The sequence below is a fragment of the Aquitalea pelogenes genome, from assembly GCF_001515305.1.
GTDB lineage: Bacteria > Pseudomonadota > Gammaproteobacteria > Burkholderiales > Chromobacteriaceae > Aquitalea > Aquitalea pelogenes.
Window position 1 is genome coordinate 17,231 of sequence record NZ_LNQV01000034.1, and the last position, 23,520, is coordinate 40,750.

Consider the following 23,520-nt stretch of genomic DNA (forward strand, 5'->3'; position numbering starts at 1 on the left):
GCGGATTATATCATGCTGGGTTTATGTCTAACCCGATTTTGATCGACCCGCTCAAGTTCGCCCGTGAGGGCCGCGTTCTGACCGGCAAATTGCCCGTCAGCACCCTGGACGAGCGTGTGCACAGCGACCTGTCCGATACCTCCGGTACGGTGGAATACACCCTGGAAGGTTTTCGCGATGGCTCGTCCCGCCTTTCCCTGCGCCTGCAGGTGAAAGCCAGTGTTGCGGTAAGCTGCCAGCGTTGCCTGGAAGTGATGCCGTTCGAGGTGAGTACCGATTCGGTGGTTACCTTGTTCACCCGGCAGGAAAAGCTGGATGAAGCCTGCGAGCTGGACGAAACGCTGGATGCCATTCTCGCGCCGGAAGAGCTTGATGTGGTGGCAATGATCGAAGACGAAATCATCATGGGCTTGCCGCACTCGACGAAACACGACGAATGCGGTTCGGAAGCTCTGACACGTGCCAAGGCTGACAAGCCCAATCCGTTTGCGGTGCTGGCCACGTTGAAGATCTCCAAGTCTTGAGTTATCAATACACGCGATTTTCCTAGGAGTCGAACATGGCTGTTCAACAGAACAAAAAGTCCCCGTCCAAGCGCGGCATGCATCGTGCCCACGATTTTCTGACCGCTCCGTCGCTGGCCAAAGAGCCGACGACCGGTGAAACCCACCTGCGTCACCACATCAGCCCGAACGGCTTCTACCGTGGTCGCAAGGTTGTTGCCACCAAAGGCGAATAATTCGTCCTTTCTCACCCAATACTTACCGTTTGTATAAAAACAGGTAGGTTTCACTACCGTACACGTTGATGACTATCACCGTCGCGGTTGATGCAATGGGCGGTGACGTTGGCCTCAAGGTCACCGTCCCAGCATCGATCCAATTCCTGCAAGACCATCCCAACACCAATCTGATTCTTGTCGGAGACCAGGCAGCCATCGAGGCTGAATTGTCCCGTCATCCGGGTGTTGCGCGTTCGCGCGTCCGTATCCAGCACGCCACCCAGGTGGTAGGCATGGACGAGTCGCCGCAGCTCGCCCTGAAGAACAAGAAAGATTCGTCCATGCGGGTGGCAATCAATCTGGTGAAGGAAGGCGAGGCGCAAGCCGCCGTGTCTGCCGGCAATACCGGCGCACTGATGGCAACCGCACGCTTTGTCCTCAAAACCATTCCGGGCATCGAACGACCGGCCATCGCCAAGATGATGCCGTCCGTCAAGGGCAGCACCTGCATGCTGGACCTGGGCGCCAACGTCGATTGCACGCCAGAACAACTCATGCAGTTCGGCATCATGGGTTCGGAGCTGGTTTCCAGCATTACCGGCAATGCCAATCCGCGCGTCGGACTGCTCAATATCGGTTCGGAAGACATCAAGGGTAACGACAGCGTCAAGCGCGCCGGCGAATACCTGCGTCAGTCCGAGCTGAACTTCATCGGTAATGTCGAGGGCAACGACGTCTACAAAGGCACGGTAGATGTGGTAGTCTGCGACGGTTTTACTGGAAATGTGGCGCTCAAGTCGGCTGAGGGGCTGGCGCACATGATTTCTTCTTTCCTGCGGCAGGAATTCACCCGCAACTGGTGGACCCGCCTGTGTGCGCTGGCAGCCATGCCGGTGCTCAATCAGTTCCGCAAACGTGTCGACCCCCGTCGTTACAACGGTGCCAGCTTGCTGGGCCTGCGTGGCATCGTGGTGAAAAGTCACGGTGGAACCGATGCCGTTGGATTCCGTTTCGCGCTGGAACAGGCTTGCGAGGAAGCCGGCTCCGACGTGATTGGTCATATCACCGACCGGGTTGCACACCAATTAAACAATCTCAAGCAAGCCGAGCCGGAAGCGAACTGATTAATACATGGCCCATTCCCGCATTCTAGGCACTGGCAGCTATCTGCCATCCAATGTGCTCACGAATGCGATGCTGGCCGAGCGCGTGGAAACCAGTGACGAGTGGATTGTCTCGCGCACTGGCATCCATGCCCGCCACATCGTGTCCGATGAAGAAACCACCAGCGATCTGGCGCTGAAGGCAGCAGAAGCTGCCATCCAGAGCGCTGGCATCGACAAGACCGAGATCGATCTGATCATCGTCGCCACCACCACGCCTGACATGATTTTCCCCAGCACCGCCTGCCTGTTGCAGGAAAAGCTGGGTATTCATGGCTGTGCCGCATTCGATGTGCAGGCGGTTTGCGCAGGCTTCATGTTTGCCCTCACCACCGCGCACAACTACATCAAGGGCGGCATGGCCAGCAAGGTGCTGGTTGTCGGCGCCGAAGTGATGTCGCGCGTGATGGACTGGGAAGACCGCCGCACCTGCGTGCTGTTTGGTGACGGTGCCGGTGCCGTGGTACTGGGTGCCTCGGAAGAACCGGGCATCCTGCATGCCAAGCTGGCCTCTGATGGCCGCTACAAGGACATCCTGAATACCCCGGCACAGATTTCCGGCGGCAAGATCCAGGGCATTCCCTTCTTGCACATGGACGGCCCGGCGGTGTTCAAGTTTGCCGTCAAGGCACTGTCCGACATCGCCAGCACCACGCTGGCCGAAGCCGGTGTCGACAAGACACAAGTCGACTGGCTGGTGCCGCATCAGGCCAATTTGCGCATTATCGAATCCACGGCCAAGCATCTGGGCATGTCGATGGAGCGGGTGATCGTGACATTGCCGCAACAGGGCAATACCTCGGCTGCCTCCATTCCGCTGGCGCTGGATCATGCAGTGCGTGATGGCCGCATCCAGCGCGGTCAGACCATCCTGCTGGAAGGCATTGGCGGTGGTTTTGCCTGGGGTGCCGTGCTGCTGAAGTACTGATTCTTCGCGACGGAAGCATCGCTGGTTTCATGCCGTGCCCTGCCTGAGATAACGCCCATTTTCATGGGCGTTTGATCTGACTGCTTGGCAGCAAGGTCTGATTGCCTCATCCTTCCGTCGATTATTATTCCGTCGAAATTGCGGAGACTGTCTATGGCGTTTGCCTTTCTCTTTCCCGGTCAGGGCTCGCAAAGCCTGAAAATGATGGACGGCTTTGCCGACCTGCCGGTGGTGAAACACACCTTCGAAGAAGCCTCCACCGCGCTGGGCGTGGACCTGTGGGCCATGCTGCAGGCTGACAGTGCCGAGGCCATCAATGCCACCGTCAACACCCAGCCCATCATGCTGGCTGCCGGTGTGGCGACTTACCTTGCCTGGCAGGATGTCAGCGGTCTGCAACCTTCTGTTGTGGCCGGTCACAGCCTGGGTGAATACACCGCCCTGGTTGCCGCCGGTGCGCTGCCGTTTGCCGAAGCGGTAAAACTGGTACGCCTGCGTGCCGAAGCCATGCAGAACGCCGTACCGGCCGGTCAGGGTGCCATGGCGGCCATCCTGAACCTGTCGGACGATGAGGTGCGCGCTGCCTGTGCCGAAGCGGCCAATGGCGAAGTGGTGGAAGCCGTCAATTTCAACTCCCCCGGTCAGGTGGTGATTGCCGGTAGCAAGGCTGCTGTCGAGCGCGCCATGGAAGCCTGCAAGGCACGCGGTGCCAAGCGTGCGCTGCCGCTGCCGGTATCGGTGCCTTCGCACTGTGCGCTGATGAAGCCGGCCGGCATGCAGCTGGCCGAGGCCCTGCTGCAAGTACACATCAATACCCCGGCCATTCCGGTGCTGCACAATGCCGACGTGGCCAGCTACAGCGATGCGGCCGATATCCGCGATGCGCTGGTGCGCCAGCTGTACAGCCCGGTGCGCTGGACCGAAACCATCCAGAAGCTGGCAGCCGACGGCATCGTCAGCATGGCCGAGTGCGGCCCTGGCAAGGTGCTGGCTGGTCTGGCCAAGCGTATCGACGGCAACGTCAAGTGCCTGGCACTGACCGATGCTGCCGCGCTGCAAGCGGCCAAGGCCGAACTGCAATGATATTCATCCGTCAGCGCCGCCTGGCCGGCACTGGCGGATGTTGAAGTACACAACAAGGAGACATCCTCAATGAGTCTGCAAGGCAAAGTAGCCCTGGTTACCGGCGCTTCGCGTGGCATTGGCGCAGCCATTGCCGATGCGCTGCAAGCCGAGGGCGCCATTGTCATTGGTACCGCGACTTCCGAGTCCGGTGCTGCTGCCATCCATGAGCGTCTGGCTGCCAACGGTGGTGCCGGTCGCGTGCTCAACGTGACGGAAGACGGTGCCATCGAAGCGCTGGTTGACGCCATCGACAAGGAATTCGGCGCGGTGGCCATTCTGGTCAATAATGCCGGCATTACCCGCGACGGCCTGCTGATGCGCATGAAGGACGACGACTGGGATGCCATCATGGATACCAACCTGAAGTCGGTATTCAAGGCATCCAAGGCAGTACTGCGCGGCATGATGAAGGCCCGCTGGGGCCGTATCATCAACATCGCTTCGGTGGTGGGTGCAACCGGCAACCCCGGTCAGACCAACTACGCAGCGGCCAAAGCCGGTATCATGGGCTTCACCAAGTCCATGGCACGTGAGGTTGGCAGTCGCAATATCACGGTAAACTGTGTGGCACCGGGTTTTATCGATACCGACATGACCCGTGCACTGCCGGAAGAACAGCGCACCGCGCTGGTGGGCCAGATTTCCCTGGGCCGCCTGGGCGATGCCAAGGATATTGCTGATGCAACCGCCTTCCTGGCATCGGACCGTGCGGCCTATATCACCGGCCAAACACTGCATGTCAATGGCGGCATGTTCATGCCTTAACCGGTCCTGTCGAACAAAAGACAAGATTTAGGTGGGCTGCTCTAATTTTTTTTTGTAGAATACACGGGTTTTGTGATCCCGAATCAGAAAGGTCAAGGGTTTAGACAAATGGAAAACATCGAAGCGCGCGTTAAAAAGATCGTTGCCGAACAACTGGGCGTGAACGAAGCTGAAGTCAAGATCGAATCGTCCTTCGTTGATGATCTGGGCGCTGACTCCCTCGACACCGTTGAGCTGGTAATGGCTCTGGAAGAAGAGTTCGAGTGCGAAATCCCGGACGAAGAAGCTGAAAAGATCACCACTGTTCAGCAAGCCGTTGATTACGTTACCGCCCACCTGAACAAGTAATACTTTCAGGCCTGTACAGGACCTCTGCGCGGTGTGGCCTTGGCTCGCCTGCAGAGGTTCTTTTGTTATAGAGGGTTCCAAACGTCCGTTTGACTGTCATCAACTTCACACGGAAGTTGTGGGATCATCGGGAGACTGCCTCCCCTCTACTCACGGAGATTCTTCGTGTCCAAACGCAGAGTTGTAGTAACCGGTCTGGGACATATTTCCCCGGTCGGCAATGATGTTGCCACTGGCTGGGCCAATCTGTTGGCCGGCAAGAGCGGCATTGGCAAAGTGACCCGTTTTGATGCCAGCGACCTGAATTGCCAGATCGCCGGCGAGGTCAAGGACTTCGACATCAGCGCGTATATTTCCCCCAAGGAAGCGCGTCGTTCCGACCTGTTCATCCACTACGGCATTGCAGCAGCGCTGCAGGCTGTGGCTGATGCCGGCCTGGACGATGTGGCTGATCTGGACAAGACCCGCGTTGGCGTCAACATCGGTTCCGGTATCGGCGGTCTGCCGCTGATCGAGGAAACCGGCGTGGCCGTACAGGAAAACGGCATCCGCAAGATCGGTCCTTTCTTCATCCCCGGTTCGCTGATCAACCTGATCGCCGGCCACGTCTCCATCCTGAAGGGCTATCAGGGCCCGTCGTATGGCATCGTGTCTGCCTGCACTACCGGTGCGCACTGCATCGGCGATGCAGCCCGGATGATTCAGTATGGCGATGCCGACGTGATGGTGGCCGGTGGTGCCGAAGGTGCCATTTCCAAGCTGGGCATGGGCGGTTTTGCCGCCATGAAGGCGCTGTCCACCCGCAATGACGATCCGGAAACCGCGTCCCGTCCGTGGGACAAGGGCCGTGACGGCTTTGTGATGGGCGAAGGAGCCGGTGTGCTGGTGCTGGAAGAATACGAGCACGCGGTCAAGCGCGGTGCGCGTATCTATGCCGAGCTGATCGGCTTTGGCATGAGTTCCGATGCCCACCACATTACCGCTCCGAATGCGGATGGCCCGGCCCGCGGCGTGCAGAACGCACTGCGCGATGCCCGGATCAACCCGGATCAGGTGCAGTATGTGAATGCGCACGGCACTTCCACCCCGCTGGGTGATGCCAACGAAACCAGCGCGCTGAAGATTGCCTTTGGCGATCACGCCAAGAAGCTGGTGGTGAACTCCACCAAGTCGATGACCGGCCACTTGCTGGGCGGTGCTGGCGGCGTGGAAGCCATCTACTCCATCCTGGCGCTGTACAACCAGGTATCGCCGCCCACCATCAACCTGCACGAGCAGGATGTGGAAGCCGGTTGCGATCTGGACTACGTGGCCAATACCGCCCGTGACATGAAGATCGACATCGCCATTTCCAACTCGTTTGGTTTTGGTGGTACCAACGGTACCCTGGTGTTCAAGCGCATGTAATGGCCGACGCGTGTTGCGGTGCTGCTGCGCCGCAACGCGAAAACGCATTGACAGCCCGAACCGCTGCGATACACTCGCGGCGGTTTTCTTTTTTTGCGGCGCGCTCCATGCCGCTGTATGGAACAGGCATGTTTACCGAACGACTCGACTTCCTTCCCGACCTGCTGGCCCTGCATGCCGCCCATCGTGCGGAATTCCCCTTCCTGCTGATGTCCTCCGGCGATCAGGGCTGGGACATGCTGTTTGCCGCAGAAAGCACCACCCTGTATCACGGCGGGGAAGGGGAGGCTTTTGTCGAGGCCTTGCGCGGTTTCCAGCCGCAGGAAGTGGATAACCCGCATGGCCTGCCCTTTGTTGGCGGCTATTTCCTCTATCTGGGTTACGACTTGCTGTCGCAGTTTGAAGCCAAGGTGGACGAGGCACTGCCGGACAGCTTTCCGCTGGCGGCCATGGCGCGGGTTCCGGCTGCATTGTTGATCAACCGGCGTGAGCAAAGCGCCTGGCTGGTGGCCGAAACGGCTGGTCAATTGCAGCGCCTGCAACAGCTGGTACACGGCATTGCGCCATTCAACCCGCATCCGGTCAGCTTGCTATCGCTGCAAGAAGACCCGCCGCAGTGGTATACCGATGCCGTGCTGCGGCTGAAGCAGTACATCTATGAAGGTGATGTGTTCCAGGTGAACATTTCGCGCGGCTGGCGCGCCGAACTGGGGCCCGATGTTGCCGCGCCGGACCTGTTTGCCGCGCTGCGCCGTGCCAATCCCGCGCCGTTTTCTGCACTGGCGGATTTTGGTCAGGCGCAGATTGTCAGCTCCTCGCCCGAGCGCCTGGTGCGGGTGCGCGATGGCTGGGCCGACACCCGCCCGATCGCCGGCACCCATCCGCGCTCGCCCGACCCGACCGAAGATGCCGCCCTCAAGCAGCGGCTGATCTCCAGCATCAAGGAGCGCGCCGAGCACGTGATGCTGATCGACCTGGAACGCAATGACCTGGGGCGTATCAGCCAGCCCGGCACAGTGGAAGTGAACGAACTGATGGCGGTGGAAAGCTATGCCTACGTTCACCATATCGAATCCAATATCCGTGGGCGTTTGCGTGAGGAAATCACCCCCGCCGACACCATCCGCGCACTGTTCCCCGGTGGCACCATCACCGGCTGCCCCAAGGTGCGCACCATGCAGATCATCCGCGAGCTGGAAAACAGCGCACGTCGTGCCTATACCGGCAGCCTGGGCTATCTCAACCGTGATGGCAGCATGGACCTGAATATCCTGATCCGCACTTTCATGCAGGAAGGGCAGCAGCTGCGCTTCCGTGCCGGTGGCGGCATCGTGGCGGATTCGGATCCGGAACGCGAATTGCAGGAAACCCGCCACAAGGCACGCGGCCTGCTGCGTGCGCTGGGGGTGGAGCAAGCCTGATGGCCATGCTGATCAACGGCCAGCCGGGCGAGCAGGTTTCCGCACTGGATCGTGGCCTGGCCTATGGCGACGGTATCTATCGCACCATTGAAATCCGTGCTGGCCAGCCCCGCTTGTGGACCTGGCAATACCGGCGGCTGGTGGCGGATGCCCGACGTTTGAAGCTGCCGGTGCCGGATGCAGCCCTGCTACTGGATGAGATCGGTCAACTGGCAGGCGGCCTGGAGCAAGGCGTGGCCAAGATTGTACTCACCCGCGGTGTAGGCGCGCGCGGCTATGCCATGCCTGCCGATGTTCGGCCTACCCGCATGGTGTCCGTCACCGCCTGGGCCGGCTATCCGCCCGAGCGTGCCCGTGACGGGGTGCATGTGCGCTGGTGCGACACCCGGCTGGCCTGTCAGCCACTGCTTGCCGGTATCAAGCACCTGAACCGGCTGGAAAACGTGCTGGCCCGCTCGGAATGGTCTGACCCGGACATTCACGAAGGCCTGATGCTGGACACGCGCGGCCTGCTGGTGGAAGCCACCATGAGCAATGTCTATCTGGTGACCGGGCAGCAGATCATCACCCCGAAACTGGATCAGAGCGGTGTGCAAGGCATGCTGCGCGACTGGCTGTTTGCCCATGCCCCGCAACTGGGTTACCCCTTGGTCGAGGCTGAAATCCTGCCCGCGCAATTGCAGGCTGCCGATGCGGTCTTCCTGTCCAATAGTCTGATCGGCCTGTGGCCGGTGGCCAGTATCGACGGCCAGAGCCTGCCGCACGCTCATCCCTGTTGCGCACAGCTGCAGGCCTTGCTGGCAGCTGAGAACTGATTACTGTCGCCAAGTCCCTATCTCCGCCCGCTGTATTCGCTTAGATAAAATTTGCATAAGGTTTGCTGATTAAATTATTTCTGGCGCTAAATAGTGCTCGCTATAGTGGCAGCCACGATGAAGGGAGCGGTTTCCCTTCCGTGTTCCGGCCTGCATCCGCGATGCGCCAAGGAGAATCAGCATGGTGGCAGCCAGCCTGCTGGAACAGCTTGCCTGTCAACAGCCCGCCGCACTGGCACCCATCGAACACGACCTGGCTTTCATCAACCAGCTGCTGAACGCGCACCAGTTCGAACAATTCCCCCTCAGCCTGCAAGCCGGACGCGTGCGTGGCCGCCACGAAGAATGGCGTTTCCGCTCGGTATTCCAGCCGGTGTATGCGCTGGAGGCCGATGGCGCTACGCGCCTGTGGTCGGTGGAGGCACTGGCGCGGGTGACTGACAGCTTTGGCGGCCAGTTGATTCCCACCGTATTGTTTGCTGCCGAAACCTCACCGCGCCGCTCGGTGTTTCTCGACCGTCAGCTGCGCTGTCTGCACCTGCTCAATTTCCTGCTGCAACACCCGGGGCCGGACCTGATCCTGTCGCTCAATGTGAATGCCCAGCATCTGGTGAATGTCAGCGAGGCGCACGGCCAGTTTTTTGCCGAAGTGCTGCAACAGCTGAATATCCCGGCCAGCCGCATCTGTCTGGAAGTGGTGGAAGACGCCGTCAGCGATCCACTACGCCTGCTGGAAGCCGTGCAGCGCTATCGCAGCCTGGGTTTCCGTATTGCGCTGGACGACTTTGGCCAGGGTGCATCCAATCTGGAGCGCGTCTGGTTGCTGGAGCCGGATTACGTCAAGCTGGACAAGGTGCTGATGCGCCATGCGCTGATGCGCCCCAGCGTGCGCGACAAGCTGGCCAAACTGGTGGACATCCTGCACCTGCACGGTGCGCAGGTGGTAGGCGAGGGGATAGAAAGCGCGATGCAGCTGGATATCGCCCGCGCTGCCGGCTGTGATTTCGTGCAGGGCTTCCATCTGGCGCGCCCGGCAGAGTTGCTCGGTCTGCCGGCCTGAACCTCCAGTTGGCGGTGTCATGCCGCACGCTTACCCTTCCAGCGGGACAAACCACTCCATGTGACGTGCGCCCCCCAGGCTCTCCAGCCCGTGATCGTGCAGTGCCTGCTGCAATTGCAGCAAGAAGGCCTGCTCATCCGCAATGCCGCGATACACTTCCATCCAGGTTTGCTGTGCCTGCTGCGCGTTGTCATCCTGCCGTCGCATCAGGCTGACTTCCACGCCCTGCTGTGCCAGTGCGGCCTGCATCTGCCGCAGCAGGGGCAGCCAAGCCGGCCCGTCGATGGTGGCAATCTTGTAATACACATACAGCTCGCTGGTCATGCTGGGCTTTCCTTCCTGAGGCATGCAGGCTTTGCAGTCGCGCAAAATCGCTTATCATAGACCACTTCGCCCACGCTGGTGGGCATCTGGCAAACCAGGTGACAGTGCAGGAAAGGGGAGTGGTGTGCAGCAGGGTATTACCACCTTGGTGGTGGTTGGCGTCGGTTTGATTGGTGGCTCGTTTGCCTTGTCGCTCAAACGCGCAGGCAAGGTGCAACACGTCATCGGCGTTGGTCGCACACTGGAAAACCTCACCCGTGCGCTGGAACTGGGCGTGGTGGATGAAATCAGCCAGGATCTGGCTGCCGTGGCCAGCCGGGCCGATATGGTATTGCTGGCCTGCCCGGTGGGGCAGATGGGCAGGATGATGCAGGCCATGGCCCCGCATTTGCAACCGCATGCCATCGTGACCGATGCCGGTAGTACCAAGGGCGACGTGGCCCAGCTGTTTGCCCAATACCTGCCGGCGCAGCTGGCTAACTGTGTACCGGCCCACCCCATTGCCGGGTCTGATTTGTCTGGCGCTGCTGCAGCCCAGTACGGCCTGTATGAAAAGCGCAAGGTGGTGCTCACCCCCTTGCCGCAAACCACCATGGCAGCCTGCGATACGGTGGCCGAACTGTGGCAGGCCTGTGGTGCCGTCATTCACCGTATGCGGCCGGAAGAACACGACAGTGTGTTTGCCACCGTCAGCCATCTGCCACACCTGCTGGCCTTTGCCTATGTCGGCATGGTGGCAGGCAAGCAAGATGCGCGGCGCTGTTTTGATTTTGCCGCCACCGGTTTTCGCGATTTCACCCGCATTGCCGGCAGCCATCCGGAAATGTGGAAAGACATCACCATGGCCAATCGCAGCGCCTTGCTGGACGAACTGGAACGCTACCGCCAGGCGCTGGCCGACCTGACTGCCCAGGTAGAAGCGGCCGACGCCGATGCCCTGGCGCAGACATTTGAAACCGCCCGTGCCGCGCGTGTGGGCTGGTATCAGCGCTTCCTGCGCGAAGGACAAAGCTGACATGGCGCGCACCCTGCTGATTACCGGTGCCTCCCGGGGCATTGGCGCGGCCACTGCCTTGCAGGCCGCTGCCGCCGGGTGGCAGGTGGCAGTGAACTACCGGCAGGATGCCGCTGGCGCTGCACAGGTGGTGGCCAGCATTCAGGCAGCCGGAGGCGTGGCACAGGCTTTTCAGGCCGATGTGGCTGAGGAAGCGGACATCATCCGGCTGTTTGACGCTGTGGTTCAGCATTTTGGTGCGGTACACGGACTGGTCAACAATGCCGGCAGTACCGCGCCCATGGGCCGCTTGCAGGACTTCAGCGCCGCACGCATCCAGCACATGCTGCAACTGAATGTGGCTGGCCCCATGCTGTGCTGTCGCGAGGCGGTACGCCGCATGTCCACCGCCACTGGCGGGCAGGGCGGGGTCATCGTCAATGTTTCCTCCGCCGCCTCCCGGCTGGGGAGTGCTGGCGAATATGTCGATTACGCTGCCTGCAAGGGAGCCATCGACACTCTTACCCTGGGCTTGGCCCGCGAAGTGGCCGCCGAGGGCATTCGCGTCAACGCGGTCCGCCCCGGACTGATAGCAACCGGCATCCATGCCATCAGCGGCGAGCCCGGCCGGGTGGCCAGGCTGGCACCGGGGGTGCCCATGCAGCGTGGTGGATTGCCCGAGGAAGTAGCCGCCGCCATTGTGTGGCTGCTGTCCGATGCTGCCAGTTTTTGCACCGGCAGCATCCTGGATGTCTCCGGCGGGCGTTAGTCCGCCACCTTGGCTGATGACGGGGCCTGGGCACCCGGTAACACAAACACCCGTTCCGGCAGGCTGAACTGGCGCAGCTTGAGCAAGGCCAGCGGGCCATCAGCCGCGCTGGTGCGCAGGATATAGCGCGCTGTCAGCCCATCGGGCAGGGCAAAGTCCAGCTGGTAACGCGCCTTGTCCAGTTGCTCCACCTTGGCCTGCTCCAGCAGACGGATAAATGCCCAGCGCCCGTTGAATGCCAGCGTTTGCCGGCTACCGGTCTTCAGCGATTCCCACACCAGTTGACTGCCTGGCTGCTGGGCATGGCCCGGCCAGCGCAATGCGCTCCAGCTGGCTTGCTGGTTGAAATAACTCACGGTTTGCCCATCCACCGTCAATTCGGTGCGGACCAGGCCGGGCATCGCCACCGGCTGCAGTTCAAAGCTGTAAGCAGCGTCCCCTTCGGTAAACCAGCGGCTGGCCAGCCGACTGAGGCTGTTGACGGCATTGAGGAAGGCAGCATCAAACGGCGCAGCATTGGCCAGATTGGGGCTGGGCAGCCATTGGTCACCTTCCTGCACCAGCGCACCGCCCAGGGTTTGCTGCAAGAAGCGGGCTATTTCGCCCTGTTGCGGGGCCAGATAGCGGCCAAGGGCCGGAATGGCGGCATCGTTGTCGGTACTGTTGAAGGGGTAACGTCCGCTCATCTCGCTGCCCCAGGGCAGTACGATGCTGCGCCGCCACAGCGCATTGATGTCCGCCGCCGCAGGCAACAGCACCACGGCACCGGCCTCATCCAGCGGGCTGACAAAGGCTTGCTGGGCAAACCCCGCCCATTCCTGGCCCAGGCTGGCGGCCAGCAGCGCGGCGTATTTCTGGCCGTCGCTGATTTCATTCTGCCGTCCTTGAAACAGCGCCTGGGCCAGTTGGCGGGCTGCCGCATCCGGATTGGGGCTGGCGGCCAGTTGTTGCAGTTTCAGCCGTACTGCGGTGAGGGTTTCCAGATAGCGGGTCAGGCTGACGCTGCTGGCCGGTGCGCTATTGCCCGTGTTATTGCCATCTGGCGGAACGCTGAGTGCCAGCAAGGGGCCAAAGGCGGCGCTCAGCGGGTCGGCTGCAGCCTGCGGCTCGTTTGCTGCATTCTTGCCCACCAGTTGGCGGGTTTTATCCAGCAGATTGCTGGCCAGTGACTTCTCTGCCGCCCCGGCGCGGCCCTGATATTGCAACATCGCCATCAAGGCTTGCAGCGGCGAGCGTTGCGGGTCGGCATAGGCATTCAACTGTTCGCTGGCGGCGGCCAGCGATGTGGTGTTCTGCCAGTGCAGCCGGTTAAGAAAGGCCTGCCAGGCGGCAGCATAATCGGCAAAGTAGCGCTGGCGCAGCCGTTGCGCCAGCACCGGCCCCTCGTTCTTGCTGCTGGCAACGCCTAATACCCAGCCCGCCTCGCTACCCTGTTTGGGGTCGGCCTGCTCAAACGCCTCCTTCAAATATCCTTCCCAGGCCTCGCGGGTATAAATGCCCGCTACGGTGCCGGGCAGGGCAAACAGCCCGCGGCTATCCACCCCCGGCAGCAGGCTGGCGGCACTGCGTGGCGGGTACTTGGCTGCTGCCTGTTTCAGGATGGTTTGGTACAGCGTGGCATCGTCATGCTCGATGCCATTAAGCGATAACAGTGTCTGGCGCGCCGCAGCCACCACGGCGGGGTCGGCAGCCTGCCGCCAGCCTGCCTGGCCTGGCAGGTGCTGGCTGTAAAAGCGCAGCACATCGGCCCGCCTGCCTTGTGCCAGCCCATCCGCCTGCAAGAGTTGCGCGCTCAGGAAGGCAGGCTGCGCCCGTGCCGGCTGGTCCAGCATCAGGTAAGCCTTCAGGCTGTCATAGCCTTGCCGTTGTGCCTGCTGCAGCAAGGCATTGTCGCTGCTGGTCAAGGGCAGCTCATTCAAGGCCAGTAACACCTGACGCAGATTCTGTCGTGCCGGCTCCACCAGCCAGCGCTGTGCGGCCTTGCCATAGCCATCCAGCAAGGCCTGCTGTACTGCAGGCAGCTGGTTCAGGCCCAAACGCCACCACCACGGCAAACCCTGACGCTGTGCCTGCTGCAATTGACTGATCTGCTGTTGCACCGCCCCTAGCGTAGGCAGGGCCACGGTCAGCGATGTGGCCTGTTGCAGCGCCTGCTGTTGTTGTTTTGCCTGCTGGATCATCTGGAAATTGTGCTGAAACGACAGCGCCACTCCCAATAGCAGCAAGCCGACCATGGCGGTGACCGCCCAGCCTGCCTTGTCGCTGTGCGACAGCCGGTGTCTGCGTGGCGAAAACTGCTGCCAGGGTCGTGTGGTGGCGGGGAGTCGCGCTGTGTCGTCTGCCACCCAGCCTAGCTGCACCAGCGGCTGCCCCGGCGGTAACTGCTGGCTGATGGCGCGTAGCTGCTGTACCAAGTGTTTGGTGACGTCGGGCTGGTCCAGCGCCGCCGACAGCGCCAGACGCTTGTTGTCCGACGACTTCTTTAACACATCCGCCTGCCCCTCTACGGCCAGCGTCCAGGCCAGCTGCTGCAAATCGCGGGTGGTGGTTTCCGTGTTGCTGGCATCCCGTATCTGACAGACCACCCCACCGGCAGGCACGGGCCAGCCGCTCAGTGCCAGGCACAGCGGCAGCCGCCAGCCACTGCGCTGGTTGAAATCCAGCAACTGTTGCAGCGCCGGGCTGCCCACGTCCGGTAGCGTGGGTGCCACCAGCATCACGCCGTCCAGCGGTGGACGCCAGTGGCCACGCAGGGTACGCAGTACCCGGTCTTCCACATCATCAGGTTTGACATAAAACACGCTTTCCGTGTCCTGCCAGCAGGCCTGAATAGTGGCATCGCTGGTTTGTGGAACGGATACCTCGGCTTGTGCGCTGTGTAACACCGCCACCCAGGCTTTGATGGTTCGCCATTTACCCGGATAGCGTTGCTGCATGTATTGGCGAGGGCTCAGCCAGGATTTGACGTCAGGGGACGCAAATGCCCCTGCTGCTGTCCTGCCGCTCACGTGTTCGGGCGGGATGGCCTGACGTTCTGCCTGCCTGATCCACAGATAAGCCACCACACTGGGCAAACTCAGTAGCGCAATACACAGGCCGATGCTCCAGGCCACCCGTTCCGGTTGCTTGGTATAAAAGCCACCCAGGTACAGATTGGCAATCAGCAGCAAGGCCATGCATAACAGCAGCAATGACAATGCCAGTACGACAGCCCGGATACGTAATTTTCCTGTCGGTTTCAGCAGGGAGGAATTCATTGAAATAATCCTTTAGACGCCTGATTGGCTACTGCATGACGGTGATCAACCATGGGCATTGGCATGTCCAACCACGACGATACGAGGCTTGGGCTGGCAGCGGCAGTTGCACAAGTCATCTTGCAGGGCAATGCGTTTGCCATGGCTCAACAGGCTGTGCCGTTCCCCGACACAAACAATCCGGCCGTGCTGTTACATGCAGGGCAACTGACCGGGTCATTTTCATAAGCCATTTTTTTGCCATGAATCAGGCCGGGGCCGGAGGCATGTACGGTGCCGCCTGCCGTGGTTTTGTCACCGTCCACTGCAATTAAGCGTTTCATGGTTTTCCTTTTGTTAGCGGTACCGCTGGCGTGATAATGCCCAGCCAGTCTTGCTGGCTGTCCTTGGCCAGCCAGCCGGTGGCGCGTTCATTGATATTTGCCTGATCCATCGCACGCAGCAGGGTGATCCAGGCCTGCAGTGGACCCAGGTCTCCCCAATAGGCCTGCTGTGCTTGTTCCTGCAAGGACCAGCTCGCCTCTTCCAGCCAGGTATTGGACTGGCTGCTGGCTGACAGATAAGCAGCCGGGGCCTCATCCAGTGCTGCATTGTCTTGTGCACGCTGTACATGTTGGCTGTCAGACAAAGGGACCGGGCGATGCAGCCGAAATGCACCGCCATCGCAGCCCAGCATGATGGCGAATGCCGCTTCAGCTGCCGGTAGGCTGCGGCTGACATCGCTGGCCGGGCAGTGCAGGCCCAGGCAGATGATTGTTGCCACGGGGCGGGTTTCATCGTGCAGTCGGTCGATGATGTATTCCAGCATCGCCACACTGCCTTCCAGTTGTGGATGAGGTGGCAGATGCAGGCCGTATTGCTGCATTTGCACACGCAAGGCAGACCATGCCGCCGCACTCCCACACCAGGCAAAGCCACAGGCTTGCATGCGGCTGCCATGCAGCCATGTGGCTAATGTTTTGGCCAGCTTGGCCAGGATGGCATCCTGCCGCTGTTGCCAGGTGGCATCGGCAAGTGTCAGCACATCGGCCATCCTGAGCACCCCTTCCTTGGCCTGAGGCGGGGCCGCGTGCAGGCCGCGTGCCAGCTTGTCCCGGCTGGGCGTATCGCTACATGCAGGCCCCCATAACATGGAATCCCGCACGCTGGCACTCTCCTGACGGCACCTCAGCCACCAGGCATGGTGCTCAGCCTGGGTATGCTGCTGGACAGCGGCATACAGTTGCCACAAGGCATACCAAGCCAGTCGCAGCGATACCGCTATGCCGGCCAGCAAGCATCCGGGCAGCAAGGCATACCACCAAAACTGCTCCCGTTGTGCTGTGCTCGGTGTGCCCTGGCTGAACCACCACAAGGTGAGCAGGGCATCACCGGCTACCAGCACTACACTCAGCAACAGGCAGGGCCAGATACGGGGTGGTGTCGCCAGCGGGACTGCGGCATAAGCCGGTGTACTGGCATGCCGCAGTGCTGCATCCATGGTGCAGTGCATTAGCCTCCCCCTTGCTGCCCGGCCAATTCCGCCGGCTGTGCCTGAGCCCCGGCAGGCGGTTCGCAGCTTGCCGCCGCTTTTTGCAAGGCGTTCAGATAGCGCTTGTTGGTGATGTCGTCGTACAGAATGGTCCGCAAGCGGAAGTAGCTGCCGTCCGTCTCGCGGTTGCCGGTGGCCGCCATCATGAACCAGGCGCGCGAGTCGTGTACGTGCTCGTCAAACAAGGCCAGCAGATCGCGGTTGGCCGCAGCGGTCAGCCCCTGGCCATTGCCTGCGTCACGCCAGCGTTGCTCGCCTTCGCGCAGCAAATACACCCCTTCGTATTCGTGGTCCGGGTTGATCGGGCGGGAGAACAGCGTGCTCAGCCACAGGCCAGTTTGGGTCAAGGTCCAATGCCAGGGGCGTTTCCAGTCCGGGTCGCTGTCAATCAGGCTGGCCTGGCCCGGCTCGGCCAGCGGGCTGGGCAGGCGCTTGCCCTTTTCATTGAACCGCTGGTCTACCCGCCGCCAGTGCAGATAGTCTTCGCGAAACTCCAGCGCCGCTTCGCGCAGCTGTGAGTGGTCCATGCTGGGGTCGAAGTCCTTGGCGGGGGACGGCACGCTCAGCCCCGGTACCACCTGGCCGCTGCGCGGGTCCACCACGCCGGGCGGGGCCGGGTTGGCCGCCACCTTGTCCTGCGCTTTTTGTACATCGCGCATGGTGCTGCCGGGGCGGTTGATCACGGCGGCCAGTTCGTCCTGCGCCTGTTCATGCGCCTGCGCTTGCTGCCAGGTGGTTTTGGCCCAGTCGTTATGCATGGCATCGTCCGGCGGAATACGGCGGAAGGCGGCGGTTTGCTCCTGCTGCACCCCGCCGCTGCCGCCCAGGCCACCGGCAAAGCGTTCGATGCGCCAGGCGGTGATCAGCGCGGTTTGCTTGACCACGATTTTTTCCACCGTGTCTTCGTCGCAGTCACGCAGTTGCGCCCAGGCGTTGAAGCGGGTGATCAGGTTATTACTTACTTTAAATTGTTCTTGAACCTCGCTGTCCATCCAGCGCCAGCTTTCGATACCGGCCAGCTTGCCTTCGCTGGTGTCGTAGGATTCTTTCGGCACCGTCATTGGCGCAGCGGCACGGAAAGCCAGCAGGTACATGCGGCGCAGGGCAATCTGCGACAGTTGCATGCCCACCTCGCCGCCACAGCGGCCTTGCTCGCACAGGCCGTAGCCACCGCCGACATCGGAATGCACGCCGGGGTAGACAAATTCTCCCAGATTACCTGCCGGGTAGCGGCCGGACGGCAGGCGGGTGGAATCCAGCGGAAAGCAGATGCGCTGCTCGTGCGCCGCCACCAGATGCACATGCTGGCCGATAAAGCCGGGGGCCTGCGGCAGCGGCATGGTATTGTCCGCCCAGTCCATATGGCCCAGCGCCGGCGGGCGGATGGCGGCCAGCCCCACCGAGGCCACGGTATCGAACAGGCCGACAAACGGCACCTTGACCGGCACGCCAAACAGCCGGTACTTGCCATCTTCACCGTACTCGCACAGCTCCAGCAGCCAGTGCAAGAAGGCGCGCGCCTCGGCAGCACCACGGGAGAAGCCATACACATGCACCCGCAAACCAGCCAGTTTGGGTGCTTGCTGCACCTCCAGATGCTGAATGATGGAAGCCATGCCATTGCGCATGGCCTGGTGGCGGCGCTTGCTGGGCGGCACCGGCCCCTGCCGCTTGGTATCCCAGTGATTGAGCTCGCCATTCACCATGTCACAGGCAATGCGATAGGCTTCCTCGGTGGTCAGGATTTCCGGTTGGTCCGGGTCCGGGCTTTTACTGCGCCGCAGTGCATCAATCAGCCGGGTCAGCCCCCACAGAATGCGCATCTGCCCGCCCGCGGCGTATTTCAGTCCGGCGGCGGAGAAGCTCATTTCATGGATTTCCTTGAACTGGGTGCCCACCCCTTGCAGATAGTAGGAAAAATAGCCATCGCGCGCCGCGCGCTCCCCCTGGATGGAAGCATCGTATAGCCGGGCAATATTGGAGTGGCTGTTGGTGAGCCGGTCGGTGGCGCGGTGGTTATTGGTGCCATCGAAGAACAGCGACACATTGGTCACCAGCCCGCAAGGGGGCGGGCGGCGCTGGGCGCGCGCGGCCAGGCAGGCCTCCTGCATTTCCTGTTGCTGCACATAGCGCGTATTGCGTAATTCCTGGGCATCACTGGGGAAGGCATCCAGTTGCTCATCCCAGGGGGCGGCCAGTTGGGCGTGTTCCAGGTTTATTGCGCTTTCGGACATGACTGACCCTCCATCTGTTTGGCTTCAGCTCTCCACTTGGCCAATGTGGGAAAAACCTGTTTGCTATCAATCACCAGCCTCACCTGATGGCAGGGCAGGAAGGCCAGATTGATGCCATAGGTATCCTGGTACGGCGGAATCTCCACCTGCGCGCTGTAGTGCTGGTAGCTGGCCCGAATCTTTTTCATGTATGCATCAAATTTTTCAGGTTCTTTATCCATATTTGGTGCACACCCCAAGCAAGGATTGGGGTCCTCCACCCAGCGCACGGTGGCCATCAGGCCGGGACGCCAGGTGCGCGGCAGCGTGGCGCAGCACTCCTCGCCGCCGGACACCCCGGCCACACCCAGAAACTCAAACGTGACGGATTTGACGGTGTAGATATGCGGGTTGAAGTCATACAGATGGGTAGGCACGCCGATCAGCCCGCCACCCGGCCCGGCCAGGCTGGAGCACGCTGCCAGCCAGGGCAGCAGCAGGCAGAGCAGCGCGCGTTTAAGCCAGCGGATGCCGTGCCGCCAGAGCTGTTGCTGCAAATAGCGCATATCGCGCAGCTGCTGGGCATCACTGGGGAAGGCATCCAGTTGCTCATCCCAGGGGGCGGCCAGTTGGGCGTGTTCCAGGTTTATTGGGCTTTCGGACATGACTGACCCTCCAGTTGTTTGGCTTCAGCTCTCCACTGCTTGATCAGTGGATATTTCTGTTGGCAATCCAGTACCAGCCGTACCTGATGGCAGGGCAGGAACACCAGATTCAGGCCGCAGGTACTGCCATATTGTGGAATCTCCACCTGTGCGCTGTAGTGCTGGTAGCTGGCTTCTTTCTTTTTCACATATTCAAGAAATTTGCTTCTTTCCTTATCCATATTTGGAGCACACCCTAAGCAAGGATTGGGGTCCTCCACCCAGCGCACGGTGGCCATCAGGCCGGGACGCCAGGTGCGGGGCAGCGTGGCGCAGCACACCTCGCCGCCGGACACCCCGGCCACACCCAGAAACTCAAACGTGACGGATTTGACGGTGTAGATATGCGGGTTGAAGTCATACAGATGGGTAGGCACGCCGATCAGCCCGCCACCCGGCCCGGCCAGGCTGGAGCACGCTGCCAGCCAGGGCAGCAGCAGGCAGAGCAGCGCGCGTTTAAGCCAGCGGATGCCGTGCCGCCAGAGCTGTTGCTGCACATAGCGCGTGTTGCGTAATTCCTGGGCATCACTGGGGAAGGCATCCAGCTGCTCATCCCAGGGGGCGGCCAGTTGGGCGTGCTCCAGGTTTATTGTGCTTTCGGACATGGCTGATTCTGCACTTGTAAGTGCTCCAGTTGTTTGGCTGCTTATTTTTAAGATGGAAGCCCAGCTAAAAAATGTGGCTGCGCTGCACCGTTTTGCCGGGTACAACGCCATTCTTTCGCCGTTGAAAACAGTGAGCCATGCTTACTTGAAAAGTGGTGCAAGGTTTTTATTTAAAATTTTCAAGTAGTTGTTTGATAGCTTCTTAAATTCTTCTGTTTCTCTTTTTTCCTTGTCTTTGAAATTTTCGGTTGATGAGTTGTTTTTATTGATTGCTCGGATGTAAGTAATGGAAATGTTGTTATTTTCTTTCGAGTAAAGTTGAATAGAGGCAAGTATGGGGGTGTCAAAAGCATATTTCGTTTCGAACGTATTGCAGTCGAGACTGGGTATTGCTTTGTTGTTGTTTGTAATTTCTTCCTCTGATTTTCCTGTGTTATTTTTTTCGCATATCTTTGGCAGGTAGGTAAAGGGTATGCTTTGACTCATCGTAATGCTTAGCATGTAGTCTGGCATTTGTTCTAAAGTGTTTGATGAGGTGTATAGTTCAATGCCAATCTGATTTTTACTGACGATAAAAGATCCAGTATCCAGTCCGACAGGCAGTGGCTTCCATTCTCCCGGTGGGAGTGGAATATTGAAATTGCCTATTTTTATTTCCTTACTGATTGGTTTGTTACTATTTATCCAGTCTTTTAGTTGATCAATGCTTTCTTTTGAAAAATATATTTTTTCCGATTTTAATGTGTCGGCATGGCTTGTTGCTGAAGTGCAGAAAATGCTGCTTAGTATTACCATGGCGATTGCGCTGTGACGGAGTGTGGTTGACATAATGTGTTTTCCTTAGTGACTGTGTGGAGGTTTATTTGGTAATGGCAGGAATTAACTACGCTTGAGATGGTTGTTTGTTTTTTCTGTGTTTTTGCAGTTTTTCATCAATAAAGGCATTGCGCTCTGGTTCAGAAAGCAGACTTTCCTCATCGGCAAGTAATTGCATTTGATAAAGAAGTTGCATCATGGCTTCTTTGTTAGGCAGGCCAAATTTATCAGCAGTGGCTTCATGGGTTTGTTGCCATTTTTCCGCCTGATGCCAGGCACTCAACGCTTGTACGCTACCATCGCTCAGGTGTAGTACTTGATGTGGCCAGTCCGGCAAAGAGGGGAAATCAGTTGGGCGGTTTATCCGACTGGAAACGCCATCCCGGTCTTGCCAGTGAATGGAGTGAATGGGTTCGAAAACAAATTTGAATTCGGCAGGGGATAAATTGCTGAGTGCTATATGCAAACAACGTGGATCGTAAAAACGAAATATCATGGGTAGCAGGCCATTCTCCAGTTCCACTTGCGTGGCTTGTGTTAACCGTTGAGCAAGTTGATCCAGATTGATATGTGCTTGTGCGATGATGAAAATAAGACGAGGTTCATTTTCTATAATCTGCATTAATTCCAGTAATAGTTTTACTTGTGGTTGTTGCTCCGTGTTGATGGCAATTAATACCGGCCCGGATACGGCTACCGATTGGTGAGCCGTATTGTCCAGTAACAGACGATGGGCTGGTTCTGTAGAGTGGTATCGAATGGTTTGCAGAATTAAATTCTTATCATCTGCCAGATCAATCATGGCAAATAGCTGGTTTTGCTTTTCTTGCCGTAGTTGGGTGAGCAATTCATCTAGCCATTCTGCTGTTGTATGCGATTTGGTTTTTTGTACATGCAACATTAGCTATGTCCTCCAGTGAGTACTTGTCCTTCTTTGAAAGCGCGCTCCAGGCAAGACTTGCAATTCACCTTGGTAAAGGATGGAAGTGGAATGGATTTGGCCTGTGGACTGGTAATACTGAAGTCGCCAAAGTGGGTGATTGGCCCTGCGCCGCTACCCAGTTTTAGCCCTTCACTGCCAATGCTGATCCAGCTGCCGCCAGCCGCCAGCATGATTTCTTTGGCATTGATGACGACCTTGCCATTGGAGCTGCTGATATTGAGCTCCCCCATGGATGCCAGTTGTAATGCATCAGACTGCGCCTGGATTTGAACGGGACCTTTATTGGCGAATAATTTGATGCCTGCTTTCAGGGCAAACAGGCTGATGATTTCACTGACATTGACGGTCAGCTTTTTCATAACCGTGATTGCGGTATTTCCAACACTGCTGACGGCCAGGGTTTTTCCGCTATGCAAGTGCATGCTGTCGGGCGTTGATAGTGCGATTCCTGCCGGTGCAGTCGCCACCAGTACGGCTTCCTGTAACTGTTTGATTTGTTGCTGTAACAACTGGTGTTGTGCTTGCCAGTCCAATTCCTCTGCATTGGCTGTTTTGGCTGCAAAACTCATGGCACGGACGTCCTGGTTGGCGTTGTCCAGTGTCTGGTAGGTTTCGCTCAGGTCGGTTTGCAGGCCAGTGGCTTTGCGCTGCGAATAGGCCGAAAGCAGCAGGCCTTTACCGGCCCGGATGGCCCCCCACTGGTCGCTGCGCAACTCAAACCCTGCCCCGCGCGGCTGGCGCTGGGCATCCACCAGGTGGCCGAGGTTGAGCTGGGTCTTGCCATATTCGGTGGCCAGCTTGATATGCTCCTTGCCCTGCAAGTCCTCCATGCGCAGCTTGTTGTGGGCGCGGGTGAGGATGACATTGCGGGTGTGCCAGCCGCTGTCGATGTGGTCCGGCTTGCTGCTGTCGTGCAGCACCGAGGCAATGTAGGGGTGGTCCGGGTCGCCATCATCAAAACCCAGGTTGACGCGGGTACCGGCATGCAAGGGCAGATGAAAACCAAAGCCGCCGCCGGCAAAGGGCTTGGCCAGCCGCACCGGGCGCGAGTCGCCACCGGGGCTCCAGCGGTCCAGATCAAACAGAAAACGCACCCGGTAGCGGCCCAGCTCATCCAGAAAGGGATAGCGATAGCTGTTATCGCCCGGACTCACCACCATGGCAGGCAAGGTGCCGTGAATGCGCGGCCTGGGCAGCAACGCCGGTCGCCAGGTGCGGTCGGCCGGAATGGCCTGGAAGTGGTTGTGATAGGCCTGATCGCGCGCGCCCTGATGCCGGGCGGCAATGATCAGCCAGCCATGCGGCGCTTCATCAAACCCCTGTGCCAGCCGCAACACCTCGCCCGGACGGCTGTGCAGCACGGTGCCACTGCCACTGGCCACGCACTGGCGCGCCTGCGAAGCCTGATGGCGCAGCTGGGCGATGCGGGCGGTTTCCGCTGCATCACGCCCGCCCTCACCCCAGGCATAATCCAGCCCGTAGGCCGCTGCTTGCGGTCCAGCCACACCATGCTCGGCATCCAGTACGGTATCGGCGGTGAGATAGTTGAAATCGGTGCGGCGCACGCTGTGCAACAGGCTGCGATGGTGAATCTGCCACTGCTGGACGGCC

The 23,520-nt window shown here is 59.6% G+C and carries 24 protein-coding genes; 14 read left to right on the forward strand and 10 right to left on the reverse strand.

Going from position 1 to position 23,520, the window contains the following annotated elements:
• Positions 1–23 precede the first annotated feature (23 nt).
• The 11 genes from AWT75_RS14400 to AWT75_RS14450 all read left to right on the forward strand — a co-directional run bounded on the left by AWT75_RS14400 (position 24) and on the right by AWT75_RS14450 (position 9,753).
• On the forward strand, positions 24–524 hold the full coding sequence (locus tag AWT75_RS14400) for a YceD family protein (RefSeq protein WP_045846168.1): 501 nt from the start codon (positions 24–26) through the stop codon (positions 522–524).
• 35 nt (positions 525–559) lie between these two features.
• Positions 560–739 (forward strand): 50S ribosomal protein L32, encoded by a 180-nt coding sequence (gene rpmF, locus AWT75_RS14405; RefSeq protein WP_045846169.1) that lies wholly within the window; start codon positions 560–562, stop codon positions 737–739.
• 68 nt (positions 740–807) lie between these two features.
• Positions 808–1,845, forward strand: coding sequence for a phosphate acyltransferase PlsX (gene plsX, locus AWT75_RS14410; RefSeq protein WP_062789793.1), 1,038 nt, complete (start codon positions 808–810; stop codon positions 1,843–1,845).
• Between the two features lie 7 nt (positions 1,846–1,852).
• The gene (locus AWT75_RS14415) at positions 1,853–2,812 is read left to right on the forward strand and encodes a beta-ketoacyl-ACP synthase III (RefSeq protein WP_045846171.1); all 960 of its coding nucleotides are present in this window, start codon (positions 1,853–1,855) and stop codon (positions 2,810–2,812) included.
• A gap of 153 nt (positions 2,813–2,965) precedes the next feature.
• Complete coding sequence (gene fabD, locus AWT75_RS14420) at positions 2,966–3,895, forward strand: ACP S-malonyltransferase (protein ID WP_045846172.1); 930 nt, start codon at positions 2,966–2,968, stop codon at positions 3,893–3,895.
• A 69-nt stretch (positions 3,896–3,964) separates the two neighbouring features.
• Positions 3,965–4,702, forward strand: coding sequence for a 3-oxoacyl-ACP reductase FabG (fabG, locus tag AWT75_RS14425; protein ID WP_062789795.1), 738 nt, complete (start codon positions 3,965–3,967; stop codon positions 4,700–4,702).
• A gap of 108 nt (positions 4,703–4,810) precedes the next feature.
• Entirely contained in the window at positions 4,811–5,050 is a 240-nt protein-coding gene (acpP, locus tag AWT75_RS14430) for an acyl carrier protein (protein ID WP_019103041.1), read from the forward strand.
• A 165-nt stretch (positions 5,051–5,215) separates the two neighbouring features.
• The gene (gene fabF, locus AWT75_RS14435; protein ID WP_045846174.1) at positions 5,216–6,457 is read left to right on the forward strand and encodes a beta-ketoacyl-ACP synthase II; all 1,242 of its coding nucleotides are present in this window, start codon (positions 5,216–5,218) and stop codon (positions 6,455–6,457) included.
• 128 nt (positions 6,458–6,585) lie between these two features.
• Positions 6,586–7,878, forward strand: a complete 1,293-nt coding sequence (locus AWT75_RS14440; RefSeq protein ID WP_062789856.1) for an aminodeoxychorismate synthase component I — start codon at positions 6,586–6,588, stop codon at positions 7,876–7,878.
• On the forward strand, positions 7,878–8,693 hold the full coding sequence (gene pabC / locus AWT75_RS14445; protein WP_062789797.1) for an aminodeoxychorismate lyase: 816 nt from the start codon (positions 7,878–7,880) through the stop codon (positions 8,691–8,693). The genes AWT75_RS14440 and pabC overlap by 1 nt, the downstream gene beginning before the upstream one ends.
• Before the next feature lie 181 nt (positions 8,694–8,874).
• Positions 8,875–9,753 (forward strand): EAL domain-containing protein, encoded by an 879-nt coding sequence (locus AWT75_RS14450; RefSeq protein WP_062789799.1) that lies wholly within the window; start codon positions 8,875–8,877, stop codon positions 9,751–9,753.
• A 30-nt stretch (positions 9,754–9,783) separates the two neighbouring features.
• Here the strand turns inward: AWT75_RS14450 and AWT75_RS14455 are convergent, their stop codons facing one another.
• Positions 9,784–10,077 carry a DUF4936 family protein gene (locus AWT75_RS14455; protein WP_062789801.1) on the reverse strand — a complete coding sequence of 98 codons (294 nt, stop codon included), beginning with the start codon at positions 10,075–10,077 and terminating at the stop codon, positions 9,784–9,786.
• Positions 10,078–10,201: 124 nt separating this feature from the next.
• On the opposite strand from AWT75_RS14455, the gene AWT75_RS14460 reads away from it, so the two are divergent.
• Positions 10,202–11,092: a prephenate dehydrogenase gene (locus AWT75_RS14460; RefSeq protein WP_062789803.1), complete on the forward strand. Its 891-nt coding sequence runs from the start codon at positions 10,202–10,204 to the stop codon at positions 11,090–11,092.
• Position 11,093: 1 nt separating this feature from the next.
• Positions 11,094–11,840 (forward strand): SDR family oxidoreductase, encoded by a 747-nt coding sequence (locus AWT75_RS14465; RefSeq protein ID WP_062789805.1) that lies wholly within the window; start codon positions 11,094–11,096, stop codon positions 11,838–11,840.
• Here the strand turns inward: AWT75_RS14465 and AWT75_RS14470 are convergent.
• Positions 11,837–15,097 carry an ImcF-related family protein gene (locus tag AWT75_RS14470; protein ID WP_082696116.1) on the reverse strand — a complete coding sequence of 1,087 codons (3,261 nt, stop codon included), beginning with the start codon at positions 15,095–15,097 and terminating at the stop codon, positions 11,837–11,839. The genes AWT75_RS14465 and AWT75_RS14470 overlap by 4 nt on opposite strands.
• A gap of 63 nt (positions 15,098–15,160) precedes the next feature.
• On the opposite strand from AWT75_RS14470, the gene AWT75_RS22220 reads away from it, so the two are divergent.
• Entirely contained in the window at positions 15,161–15,325 is a 165-nt protein-coding gene (locus AWT75_RS22220) for a hypothetical protein (RefSeq protein WP_204377063.1), read from the forward strand.
• Here the strand turns inward: AWT75_RS22220 and AWT75_RS23860 are convergent.
• The 8 genes from AWT75_RS23860 to AWT75_RS23540 all read right to left on the reverse strand — a co-directional run bounded on the left by AWT75_RS23860 (position 15,244) and on the right by AWT75_RS23540 (position 23,474).
• A complete protein-coding gene (locus AWT75_RS23860) occupies positions 15,244–15,420 on the reverse strand; it encodes a PAAR domain-containing protein (protein ID WP_204377062.1) in 177 nt (58 codons plus the stop codon). The two genes, AWT75_RS22220 and AWT75_RS23860, sit on opposite strands and share 82 nt — an antisense overlap.
• The gene (locus AWT75_RS14480) at positions 15,417–16,577 is read right to left on the reverse strand and encodes a hypothetical protein (RefSeq protein ID WP_153013341.1); all 1,161 of its coding nucleotides are present in this window, start codon (positions 16,575–16,577) and stop codon (positions 15,417–15,419) included. The genes AWT75_RS23860 and AWT75_RS14480 overlap by 4 nt, the downstream gene beginning before the upstream one ends.
• Before the next feature lie 11 nt (positions 16,578–16,588).
• Positions 16,589–18,862: a T6SS phospholipase effector Tle1-like catalytic domain-containing protein gene (locus AWT75_RS14485; protein WP_062789811.1), complete on the reverse strand. Its 2,274-nt coding sequence runs from the start codon at positions 18,860–18,862 to the stop codon at positions 16,589–16,591.
• Positions 18,844–19,506, reverse strand: a complete 663-nt coding sequence (locus AWT75_RS14490) for a DUF3304 domain-containing protein (protein WP_062789813.1) — start codon at positions 19,504–19,506, stop codon at positions 18,844–18,846. Before AWT75_RS14490 ends, AWT75_RS14485 begins: the two co-directional genes overlap by 19 nt.
• Positions 19,488–20,150: a DUF3304 domain-containing protein gene (locus AWT75_RS14495; RefSeq protein WP_062789816.1), complete on the reverse strand. Its 663-nt coding sequence runs from the start codon at positions 20,148–20,150 to the stop codon at positions 19,488–19,490. Before AWT75_RS14495 ends, AWT75_RS14490 begins: the two co-directional genes overlap by 19 nt.
• 141 nt (positions 20,151–20,291) lie before the next feature.
• The gene (locus AWT75_RS21335; RefSeq protein WP_153013342.1) at positions 20,292–20,978 is read right to left on the reverse strand and encodes a hypothetical protein; all 687 of its coding nucleotides are present in this window, start codon (positions 20,976–20,978) and stop codon (positions 20,292–20,294) included.
• A 55-nt stretch (positions 20,979–21,033) separates the two neighbouring features.
• A complete protein-coding gene (locus AWT75_RS14505; protein WP_062789826.1) occupies positions 21,034–21,867 on the reverse strand; it encodes a toxin Tle1 chaperone Tla1 in 834 nt (277 codons plus the stop codon).
• Positions 21,867–23,474, reverse strand: coding sequence for a DUF2345 domain-containing protein (locus AWT75_RS23540; RefSeq protein ID WP_161937755.1), 1,608 nt, complete (start codon positions 23,472–23,474; stop codon positions 21,867–21,869). Before AWT75_RS23540 ends, AWT75_RS14505 begins: the two co-directional genes overlap by 1 nt.
• Positions 23,475–23,520: the final 46 nt, after the last annotated feature.